Origin of the sequence: Dysgonomonas termitidis (genome assembly GCF_042654545.1) — a bacterium.
Lineage (GTDB): Bacteria > Bacteroidota > Bacteroidia > Bacteroidales > Dysgonomonadaceae > Dysgonomonas > Dysgonomonas termitidis.
Genome location: NZ_JBHSGN010000165.1, coordinates 1 through 12,102, shown reverse-complemented (window position 1 = coordinate 12,102; position 12,102 = coordinate 1). Strand labels below are relative to the sequence as shown.

The window sequence follows — 12,102 nt, the reverse complement described above, 5'->3', positions numbered from 1 at the left end:
GCATAACATTTTCCTTTGGAAATTAGCGCTGACGATCTTTTTCTGGAAAACCGCTTCATACAGCCCCTGCAACTCCTTTAAGGTAAATGTCTTATTCAGCAGGTTGTACGCAATCGGCTTTTTATCCATGTCTTCCTGCAATTTCAATACGGCTTTCCTGATAATATCCTTGTGGTTGCATGTAAGTTCGGAGATATCCCGGATATCGGCCCATACTAATTTAGATGAGAATAAATCCTGCGCCGTAGGGAATACTTTGAACCTGTCGACTAAAGAATAATAACAGACCGATACTTTCCTGGCGTTTACCCAACTGTCCTTCGGAACCTCAATACCGGATAACCGTAACATTTCCGAAAAGATACTTTCGTTTGCCTGTCCGGTTTCGTCCGATACATGGAACTGTTCATTGTATAATATATCCTTTAATTTGAAGCACTGTTGCAATATACGTAACGATGCGTCATCCATTGTTTCATCCTTAAACACATATCCCTCAGGCAAAAAATAACAGCAGCCTTCCCCGGTTTGGAGTAAAAGTACCTTTAAATTATTATTGTAAAAGCTGAATACCACAGTATTTATCAGTATCTCTGACAGAAATGTTCCGGATGCCGTTTCGAGAAATATATGTACATCTTTACAAACAGCCCTATTATCAGTATATTCCATTGGTTTATTTCGTTCCATTTGTCAAACATAGCCATATAAGCATAGTTTTGCCTTCTATCTTTAATACGTGGTACGTGGCTGTTTTACCCATAAAATGCTATATTGGTATCTTCTCCTGAAAATGAATGCCCATTACTATCTACTAGTTATAGATTTACATGCATAAGAAGATTAGTATGTGTATGACTATTGTTTATTCATAAGTTTTTTCTACTCAAAAATTGTCTGTTACTCTTAATCCTTGTTTCATTTTCTTATATCTGATCAGCGCTTCTATATAATAGTAATCAGCATAATTAATTGACGCATCCATTTCCGATTTATTCGGCCAGTGCCCTACCGAATGTAACAGGAACGATGGTTTACAATCCCTGCTTTGATATTTATCTGACGACAACTCGATAAGCATACTAATTGCAGCAGTTTTATATTCTTTTGCTTTTTGTGGATTATCTTCCAATTGAGATAGTTCCAAAAGTTCCGAAGCAACGATTGCCGCAGCCGAGGCATCACGTGGCTCGTTCGGAATATTCGGTGCATCGAAGTCCCAGAAAGGTACATATTCGTCTTTTGGTAACCTGTTTAAATAAAGATCTGTTACATTTCCGGAAGCGTCCCAGGCGATATTACCCCCGGCTAAAGCGCCCGCCCCGGTGGATTCCAGCCTCCACTTAAAACCTCTAACCCCGTTCGAGCCTATCGTAATAGCACCCGAAGCCCCGGTATAGGCCCCTGATGTATTATTTTTGGTTCCCCTGAATATAGAATCCGCATCGATGCTCCAGCCGCCGATCTTGCCTTTGGTTACATTGAGTGTCAGGGCGTCTATATTCGCTGCTGTGATAAGGGAGGCTTTGAGCGCGTCTACATTTAATCTGGCGGTATCGATTGTTCCGGCTGTTATCTGCAAAGCATTGATGGTGATGGCTTCGATGGTACCGGCCGAAAGCGTTCCGGTAAATATACCGGTGGAGCCGATATAGGTCAGCTTCGTGGCCCAGCCCTCATTGTTTGCCTTTGCGGTGATAGCATCGGCTACCGCGCGAGCATCGGTAATGCGGCCGTCCGTATCTTCCGGAGCGGGCGACCAGTCGGCGGCTTTCGTTCCCTCCACCAGCATGGGAAGGGCCATGTTATAGGTCACACCGGCTGTAGTCGCCCCGAACAGCGCCACAACTGATGTGGGAATCTTGTTCTCCAGTTTGACAAGCTGCCAGGAGGTCCCGATGGGAAAGTCCGCTGCCTCGGTCCCACCGGTACGGATGCGCAGGACAGTCTCTTCGGAGGCTTTCACATACATACAGAAGCTGGCCGGATTGCACTGCCTGATCGCATTGAAATAGGCCCTGCCTGTGTTTGCGTTACTCCCGGTCACCGTGGTCTGCGTAATCTTAATCGTATTATAGCCCTGGTATTTGGTGGCGGTATCCAGCACCGCCGCCACGCCGTCGGTCACAATCACCCCGGAGAGGCTTGATATGGCAAAGGCGCTGTTTTTGATATAGTTGCGGGTGCCGATCCGGATGACGTTCACTTTGGTCGCAGCATCAGTAGCCGCGGCATTTACAGCCTCCGTTTTGGCTGTGGCGATGGCGCTGGTCCAGTTCAGTGAAACTTCCGAACCGAATTCGATTTTCCCGGTGGCGGCATTGTAACGGGTCACCTGGTTGCCGTTTCCCAGTTGTACGCTGCCGGTATTGTCGATGGCGAAGGTTTTCACTCCGGCCCGGAATCCATAAATACCATCGATGGTTTCGGTGGCAATGCTGCCCGAAGAGTTTTTAACGGACAGGGGGAAACGCCCGATAGCTGTCCCGGTCAGCGTGCCGTCGGCATTTTTTACCCCGGCAAACAGTTTGGGGGTAATAACGGAGTTTGTTCCGATAACCGTCTTATTCGTATTCCAGTCGGCCACCCAGTCCAGCAGGTTGGCGTCTGCGCCATCCTTGCCGGCAGCTCCCGCTTTGGCTTTCGACCAGGCAAATGAAAGGCTGTAGGTGACGCCGGCTATGGTAAGGGGTATGGTAATGATACCGTTATCGGGAAGGTTGGCTGTATTGGCCGCAACCGTATAGGTGATGGTCTTGTCCGTATTGTTTACGGTAACCGCAGAGAATCCCGCAGGCTTGCTTATAGAACCGATGGTAAATGCCGTAAAGTCCGTATCCCCCTTCATTACCTTTATTGCCGATGTGACGGTTACGGCATTCAGTACCGTCCCATTGCTTGCCGCTGCAAACACGTAGCTGCTTACCGACTGGTTGATCGTATAGGCATCATTCAGGATTTGTATATTCACCTGCCCGCGGGCTATTAGTTGTCTGGCCATTTTTTACCGTTTTATATGGTAAAGAATAGGGAAGGAAAGGATTCGACGTTTAATGGGATCTTATCGGAAAGATTTTGGTTTTAAAATAAATAAGGCTTTTCCCCTGTATTTTAAGTGGAAAAATTTATATGGATGAGACACAAAACAATTGGTTGTGTATTTTAAATTATCATATGCAAACTTCGAAAGGCAAGGGGAATTAGTTACCTTGTGCTAATTGAGAAAATTATAAATTATGATGCAACCGGAGAACTTTCCTTGAAGCTGAAAGAATCAGGTATTACAGTGAAGAGTTATAAGCCTCAAAAAAGGCAACCATATTCTCAAAATATCTCTATATCAGGCTTATTACTTATTTGTTCCAACTCACAATTTTAAGCTTCGCAAAGTACAACTTAACATAGGCTGGATCATTTTTGTTTCGAGTTATGAAATTTCTTCTTTAAAAAAAATACCAGTATATGTTATTTAACATAACTGAAGTCCGTTTTATTTTTGTAAAAATATATTAAATTTATCCTAAAATTTAATATTAAAGAACACTTGTCAATTCGAATATTTAATACATAACCAATCATTAAGACAACATTCTGCCAAATGAAAGTAAAAACATTAACCCTCTTAATGTCCGCAGGCTTCGTATTGCCTGTTTGCGGGCAGTTGAACAGCCTCCACAATCATCTCCGCCCCGGCGATGTGTTAATTAAGCAACAGGTTGAATATGTTGATCCCGGCGGTTCCGGGGGAAACAAAACCTGGGATTTCAGCAAATTGAGAACTATCAACGATGAGTACACCCTAACCTATGAATTGCCGCCGCTGGAAGGCGACTCGGTCTATATCGTGGGGACTAAACGTTACGAAAAGAATAAAGTATCGGACAATGAGTTGATAGTGGGCACGGAACACAACACAATGTACTATTACCGTTTAATAAATGACAGTTTGCTACAGCAAGGCCATGAAAACCCTTCGGTCAAGCTGGCGTATACCTCCCCGATGGTACTGATGCGGTTTCCGTTGAACTACGGTCAAGCTGTTTCGTCTGCTTATAAGTCGGAAGGGCTGTATTCGGGAACGGTGAATATTCGCACACAGGGAACCATGATAACAAAGGCCGATGCCTACGGAAAAATGATATTACCTTCGGGCGATACCCTTAGCCCGGTACTAAGAGTTAAGACCATACAAACCATCTTTGATATACCGGATGAAGACAGTTATACAACGGAAGAAAACACAAATATTGGCAAACAGTTGGAGACCTGCCGCTGGTACAGCAAGGGTTACCGCTATCCTGTTTTCGAGACAATCAGGAATATCAACCTGGCTGACAGTACGGAGATATTTTCAACAGCTTTCTTCTTTCCTCCGCAAGACCACCTGTATTTAGACACTGACCCTGAGAATCAGGCTTTATTGGATGAATTGTGGAAAGGGACAGAAAGTGATATAGTAAACAAGGAAGTAAAGGTAGTCACCCTTGAAGATATAATGGTCTGCAAGCTATATCCGAATCCGGTAGAATCGATGCTGAATGTCGAGTATGAATTGAAAGAGGATGCCAGGGTATCGTTTGAGTTATACTCTATTGAGGGACTGCCGGTAAAGAAGATTACAGCTAAAAGCAAAACGGCGGGCAATTACTATGAGAATATTGATTGTTCAGGCTTGCATCCGAAGAATTATGTTCTCCGAATCACTGCGAACAGAGTGTTTGTGAATGAAGTCGTGATTAAAAAATAAATATACTTATACCTTATGAAGAAAATATCACTATTTATCCTTTTTATAGTATCTGTTTGTATGTCTGCACAAGATCCCGGTTTAGATTATAAGATCTCCTCCCGTCAATTATCACCGCAGGCATATGAATTTGCACGATACGGGAACATACCGGCAAAACATTTTGTAGGAGAAGTTGATTTTTCGGTTTCATTATATACATACAAGGACAGGGACTTTACCATACCAATTACTTTACAATATAATGGGAATGGATTTATGCCCAATAAAAACGAAGGCATGATCGGGCTGGACTGGTCTTTAAATGTCGGTGGAGCTATAACCCGAAATGTACATGGGGTTCCTGACGAGGGCGGGGATCTGGATGTATTGGGAGTCTTAAATGCCTCTAAAAGTAATATCTATAATTATGCCGTTCCTTTTAACGATAAAATAATAAGTTCCCCGGTTGAAAATATAGCGAACGCCCCGTGTTCATATACGGCTCACCGAAACACAAGCATCTCTAATAACAATTATGGAGAGTTATGTCCCGATGGCTTCAGCTTTTACATGCCGGGTCATTCGGGAAAATTCAATATCGGCTGGGACGGAAAATCACAGGTAGCAGGAAATAAACCCTATCAGATAATATTTAGTGACTATTTTCACTCAACATCAGCATCAGACAGATATATTACTATTGTAACTCCTGATGGTTATCGGTACATCTTCGGAGGTCAGAACGAAGCGGAAGAAACATCTACTTACTTTCCTGACCAATCAAATCTTGCAAATCAGAAAACTATTAGAACGGCTTGGTTTCTTCGTAAAATAGTGGCTCCTAATAAGAGGGAGGTAGAATTCATTTATAAGTCAGTAGCTCCCCCTGATATGGGGAATGAATATACTCCATCATATAGATTTGGACATCAAAGCCTTATTTTCAAGAAGAGTTTTAAAAGTATAACAGCAGGTTCTCCCCAAATAGAAAAGACAAGTTTAACAGTTAACTCTTTTCTATCATTAGAGAATGAGGAGTATTTGACTTATGAGTTAATTAGACAGAGTTCTCTCGACAAAATTATTATTGATAAAAAGACTGTGATTGAGTTTAGTTATAAGGAAAAAGAAAAAACGTTCTATACCGATGCTGAAATCCCGCAGTCTTTGTATCGCAATTTCAATAAGAAAAATCTGCAAATGACAAATATTGCGATTAATTATAACAATATCTTATTAAAAAACATATCCTTCAAGCAAGACTATCTCGGAACGTCTGAAGCTAGTCGTTTGTTTCTGACCGGCCTGACATCAGGGGATGAAAAATATTCTTTTGACTATTATAACTTGGACAAAATACCTAGACCCTATTTACAGGGTATCGATCATTGGGGGTATTATAATGGCAAACCGTACCTCATACCAGAGATGAAGATAACAATGGACGGAATGAATATTATTATAGACAGCGACAAGCAGCGCACCGCTAATGAAGAATTGGGTAAGGTGGGTATGTTGCGGAGGGTCTTATACCCTACAGGAGGCGGAAGTATCTTCCATTATGGGCTGCACTATTGGGATTATCAGGTTCGCCGGGGATATAGTACACAGGAAGAGGTCTCCAACAGTTTTCCGGGACAACCATTTCCCCATGAAGTAGGCGGTTCCCGAATAGATAAAATAGAAGATTTCGATGATAATGGCAATATTGTGAATGTTAGAGAATTTACTTATAATAAGGGTGTATTGTTGTATTATCCGAATTATTTGAGAAAAATTACTGCAGGTATAAATGGAAGTAATTATGTCAATGCAGATTTTTATACGAATGCAACAGGATCTAGCGTATTTCCGTCAGAGAAATACATACAATACGCTGAAGTTATCGAAAAAAGCTCGAATAATGGCTCTGCTGTTTATCGGTTTACATCCTACCTTGATCCCGAAAACAGGGACCAGTTTAATATCACTCCGACCTCATACCAAAAAGTGCTCATTGATTCCTATGCAACATGGCCTCCCATCCTTGATTTCAAAGGGGATGACCGTTCATACCGTAGAGGGTTGCCAATTGAGAAAGCATATTATGACAATGAGTCAAAAGTCGTCTACAAAGAAGAAACTAAATATGCCATTCAGAGTTCATCGGGGCAAAACTATATAATGGCTTTAAATCGTGGTAACTTTTTAACAAGTAAATACAGAATAGAGAACTATGCTTACCTTCCTGTTGAAACCAAACACTACGATTACCGTAATGGCATCCCCGTAATCTCTACCCTGCAAACAGAGTATAATGAAAAATATTTGGTAAAAAAAGAAACAGATGTTGAGAATGTATTGGTTACTGAATATAAATATCCTCATGATTTGAGGACTACGAGTCCCTATGGTGATATGGTAAATTTAAATATGCTGACACCCGTCCTTGAGAAGAAGGTTAGTAGAGCCGGAGCGATGCTTTACGAGCATATAATAAAATATTCAGGAAATAATTTCAATGGAAATATCCTTTATTTACCGTCTGCCACTTACTCAAAGAACAGAGGAGAAGCAGCAGGTACGCTTCATACCAGTTTCAATAATTATGATGCCTATGGTAACCCTGTGGCAGTTACGGGTAAGGATAACATCAGTAACGTATATTTGTGGGGGTATCGCGGCGTATATCCTGTAGCCGAGATAAGAAATGCAACTTATGCGCAAGTGAAGACAGCACTGAATAATGCTTTGCCAGAATCGTTATCCTTAGCTGAAGTACCTGATATGACCATTGTTGAAAGCTTAAGGGACCATAGCGGCTTAAAAGATGCACACATCACCACCTATACCAATAAACCGTTTGTCGGGATGTTAACTGTAACTGCTCCGGACAAGACAATCACATATTACGAATACAATAATTATAATAGGTTGAGTGCGATAAAAAATCATTCGCAGGAGAAATTAAGTTCTTATTTATATAACCTGACTCCTACAATACCAATAGATATAAAAATGAATGTAAATGCAACTTATTCTCTCAGGTATCCGGTGAACTTTGTTGTCGAAGCAGGAGGAGGTTCCGGTCAGTTTAAATACAGCTGGTATATTAAGGATAATTCAGGGAATGTCTTATCCAGCCTGTTGGATGCAACATCAACAATCTTCTCGTATAAATTCAGTAACCCGGTTAAAGCATATATAACATGTATAATAACCGATATACAAACAGGGAAATATCGGGAATTTACCAAACCATTTGAAGTTATTATTCCTCCTGTGTCAAATATCTCATTGACATATAATGACTTCTATGTAATGCATACTACCAATACATATAATGTGTATATAGATGGCGGTTCCGGCGAGTTCACATATGACTGGTATATAAAAAATGCTTCGAATCAAAGTATAGTTGCACAACAGTTGAACAGCTCATCCAATACTTTCAGCGCCATATTAACCCAAAAGGGAATAATGAACCTTATATGCAAAGTAAAGGATCTTAAATCGGGGCTTAGTACAGAAAAGACAGTTTCTTTCACGGTCAAACCGATGGTTTTAACGTTATATGTCGGATATTCATTTAATATATCTGATAAATCGAATATGTCGGTAGATATAACAGGCGGCTCCGGTAGTTACCAATATAGCTGGAAAATGACGGACGTAACCACCAATATCGTATTAAGTCAAAGCACCGATGCCAGATTTGTTACTACATATACAAAACTTGGTGACATGAAAATATCCTGCACAGTCAAAGATATCGTAAGAGGCGATACCGAAGAAATATCAAGAACGATCAAAGTGGTTCCGCCTCCTATACAGTTTACCAATATCATAACATCGAATAACTCTTCGAGCACAAAGGTAATAACAGCCGATATAGACTGTTATGAAGCAACAAATCTCAGGTTTACAATCGGCTTCGGTGGTTCTTCGGGATCGGCCAGTTATAAGATAGGACCTTCTTCCTATTCAAAAAGCAGTAATGGCTCGGAAACGGTAAATATCGCATTCCCTAAAGGAAAAAGCACAGTGGAACTGAGGCTTTATAAATCGTCGATGGGTAGCGCAGGTGCCTGGATAACGATAGATGCTGTTAACAGTGGCAACAATACCATTGGAATAGACCGTGTTTTAAATATCAATATGTAATAGGAATTATCAAAACCAATAAACATATACTTATGAAAAAATATATACTACTTATCATATCAATAATAATAGTTGCTAATATAGCAGCGCAAGACCAGACAGTTACAGGTAATCTGCGGGTTAACCATAGTATAACAACAAAAGCCGATATATATGTAGGAGAGTTTGAAGTCCCTGGTAAAATGGGGTTAGGCTCTAAGTTATATTTTGGAGGAAATGACTTTAATACAGATTTTATTTGGTTAGCAAAATTCGTGAGTGAAGATAAAGCACGGACAGAACTTAGAGTAAATATTGGAGATGATTCTGGTATATCCGACAGATTCGTTGTCGGTAATATAAAATGGGATTCAAACAATACATGGAAAGACTGGTTCATTGTGACTGAATTTGGTGTTGGTATTAAAACATCTAATCCCAGTTGCGCCCTCGATGTCAATGGTACTATCCGATCTAAAGAAATGAAGATAGAAGCCATTGGCTGGTCTGATTTTGTCTTCGATGAAGATTATAATCTAAGACCTCTGCCGGAAGTTGAAACCCATATCAAGGAGCATAAACATCTTCCGGAAATACCTTCAGAAAAAGAGGTATTGGAAAACGGAGTTAATGTAGTGGAGATGCAGGCAAAATTGCTACAGAAGATTGAAGAGCTAACCCTCTATGTCATTGGACAGGACAAGAGAATAAAAGCGTTGGAAGAAGAAAGCAGGCTTTTGAAAAACGAATAAAACATACAATAATGAGAAAAATAACTTTATTAATAATTGCGTTACTTGCAATAGTAACAATCGCCTTTGCTCAGAATCAGACTATAAATGGCAATCTCCATGTTGCCAACACTAGTGGAGGCAATTTACGTATAGGTAAGGTTGGAGATATCGGTAACAAAAATGTACCTGTAGGAGGCTTGACAGCTCAGTATAACTTTGATTTTACTGGTTACAGGGATGTGGTCACAGACCAGATTGGGGCCCGTATTGCAGCATTAAGATTTAATAAATATCAGGAAGGAAATGCCTTAATGCAGAAGACTGCGTTAGCTTTTTATACAAATTTATCAGGAACAAATGCAGGTGCCACCGACCTGGTGGAACGAATGCGCATCACTCCGGAAGGTAATGTCGGCATCGGAACTGTTAATCCTGTTGCAACTCTTGACGTGTTAGGTACAAATGGCTCAAGCGGTAATAAAAACTTCAGAGTCTTATATAAAAATGGAGGAGCTCTAACCAATACAGAATTTTCAGCATTAGCAAGTATTCCATCTTTATTAGCAGGTGGAAATAATAGTTGGACAGCATTATACGCGAAACAGGGGAGTGCTAATAAAGCAGGAGTATTTGAAGGAGATGTTTTTATTACCAATAATGTGGGTATCGGCGTTACCAACCCCACATCCAAACTCGAAGTTAACGGCACTATCCGTGCCAAAGAAGTAAAAATAGAAGTCACAGGATGGGCAGACTTTGTTTTGGGTAAGGATTATGATTTACCAAAACTTTCGGAAGTAGAAAATCATATAAACGACAAACAACATCTGCCAGGTATTCCATCGGAGAAGGAAGTATTGGAAAATGGCGTCAATGTTGTAGATATGCAGGCCAAACTTTTACAGAAAATAGAAGAATTAACCCTATATATGATAGAACAAGATAAACAGAACAAAGAACTAAAGCAAAGATTAAGTATTCAGGAAACAGAGTTGAACAATTTGAAAAAGACATTAAAATAATATATTGCTATGAGAAAGAATATAGTCCTCATTATCCTATTTATATTGTCTGTTGCAACATACTCGCAAGACCAGGCTGTAAATGGAAATCTTATACAACAACTAAACAACCAGTGGTTATCCCCCGCCAAACTGCAATTAGGGAGAAGTAATGCTGATATAATTGAAAATAAAGCCGTCATCGGAGTAACAAACGGGAACTTACATCTGGACCCCTATCCGGGATATGCATTATACTTGAATTATTATCAGAGAGATAGTAATTCCGGAAATAAGGGAATGATGATATCTCCGAGTGGCAATGTAGGCATTGGTACGAATAATCCCCAAAGAAAACTTGACGTAAGAGGAGGACAGAATTTGGGAGGGACTCTGTATATTACTTCTCCTTATGCAGGTGGTTATTGTGAAGGAATAAGGATCAGTGCCGGTAGCAATAATTGGGCCACTATTGCCTTGGGATCTACGGGTGATAGCGGGACAGGGGAAAATGTTTGGTCGATACACAGAACAAACAATAATGATTTCTCTATCAGCCGGAATAGCCCGGATGGTGCAAACGGGATGGTCATAACTAAATCCGGGAATATCGGGCTGGGAACTATTAATCCTCAATCCAAACTCGAAGTCAACGGCATTATCCGCTCCAAGGAAGTCAAAATCGAGGCTACCGGCTGGTCTGACTTTGTCTTCAATAAAGATTACAATCTAAGACCTCTGTCAGAAGTCGAAACCCATATCAAGAAACATAAACATCTACCTGAGATACCCTCAGAGAAGGAAGTGTTGGAAAATGGCATCAGTGTAGGAGAAATACAAGCTAAGCTATTACAGAAGATAGAAGAGTTGACATTGTATGTCATCGAACAGGACAAAGCGATTAAATCCTTGAAAGAAGAAAACAGGGAGATTAAGAGTCAACTAAAAAACGTTAAGCCATGAAAAAATTACTATACTACATCCTGCTGTTATTATGCAGTACAGGAATATTCAGTCAGGCTAACCTCACTCTGAATACCGTCCGCACAACAGGAGGCAATGAGACCGCCTGCCAGAGTATCATACTGAAGCCCGGCTTCAGTTTTGTATCGGCTACAGGAAAGAGCCTGACCCTGGCAGTCAATCCCTCCACCTGTGACCCTTATGCAGGAGCGGTGTCATCCGTCAGTTCCAATCAGAACTATATACAGACCAAGACCTATACCACCGCCGATGCGAGCCGATATACGGAATCCATCCAGTATTTCGACGGTCTGGGCCGATCAGTTCAGGTCGTACAGCGGGGAATCACCCCGGACGCTAAAGACCTGGTCTCTATACAAGAGTACGACGCTTTCGGGCGGGAGAGCAACAGTTGGCTTCCCGGTAAGGTAAGTACAAGCAACAACGGGGCGTTTGTCCCGGTAGAAACGGCGAAAGGATATATAAAAGCAACCAATGCCAGCGACCAGAAGCCTTATTCCTATCCCGTCTATGAAGCCTCGCCATTAAACAG

Annotated in this window: 8 protein-coding genes; 6 read left to right on the top strand and 2 right to left on the bottom strand. The window is 41.0% G+C overall.

The window, feature by feature from the left end; genetic code table 11:
• Window positions 1-690 (bottom strand): NUDIX hydrolase (locus ACFO6W_RS25270; RefSeq protein ID WP_380001763.1); only part of this gene is annotated, 690 nt, incomplete at its 3' end.
• Between the two features lie 196 nt (window positions 691-886).
• Window positions 887-3,001: a hypothetical protein gene (locus ACFO6W_RS25265; protein ID WP_380001761.1), complete on the bottom strand. Its 2,115-nt coding sequence runs from the start codon at window positions 2,999-3,001 to the stop codon at window positions 887-889.
• 597 nt (window positions 3,002-3,598) lie between these two features.
• On the opposite strand from ACFO6W_RS25265, the gene ACFO6W_RS25260 reads away from it, so the two are divergent.
• The 6 genes from ACFO6W_RS25260 to ACFO6W_RS25235 form a co-directional block, all read left to right on the top strand.
• On the top strand, window positions 3,599-4,747 hold the full coding sequence (locus tag ACFO6W_RS25260) for a T9SS type A sorting domain-containing protein (RefSeq protein ID WP_380001759.1): 1,149 nt from the start codon (window positions 3,599-3,601) through the stop codon (window positions 4,745-4,747).
• Window positions 4,748-4,762: 15 nt separating this feature from the next.
• Window positions 4,763-8,872 carry a hypothetical protein gene (locus ACFO6W_RS25255; RefSeq protein WP_380001757.1) on the top strand — a complete coding sequence of 1,370 codons (4,110 nt, stop codon included), beginning with the start codon at window positions 4,763-4,765 and terminating at the stop codon, window positions 8,870-8,872.
• A 32-nt stretch (window positions 8,873-8,904) separates the two neighbouring features.
• Window positions 8,905-9,603 carry a hypothetical protein gene (locus ACFO6W_RS25250; protein WP_380001755.1) on the top strand — a complete coding sequence of 233 codons (699 nt, stop codon included), beginning with the start codon at window positions 8,905-8,907 and terminating at the stop codon, window positions 9,601-9,603.
• Window positions 9,604-9,614: 11 nt separating this feature from the next.
• Entirely contained in the window at window positions 9,615-10,607 is a 993-nt protein-coding gene (locus ACFO6W_RS25245; RefSeq protein ID WP_380001753.1) for a hypothetical protein, read from the top strand.
• 9 nt (window positions 10,608-10,616) lie between these two features.
• Window positions 10,617-11,549, top strand: coding sequence for a hypothetical protein (locus ACFO6W_RS25240; protein WP_380001751.1), 933 nt, complete (start codon window positions 10,617-10,619; stop codon window positions 11,547-11,549).
• Window positions 11,546-12,102, top strand: a 557-nt coding sequence (locus ACFO6W_RS25235; RefSeq protein ID WP_380001749.1) for a DUF6443 domain-containing protein, incomplete at its 3' end; no start/stop codon positions are given. The genes ACFO6W_RS25240 and ACFO6W_RS25235, both read left to right, overlap by 4 nt.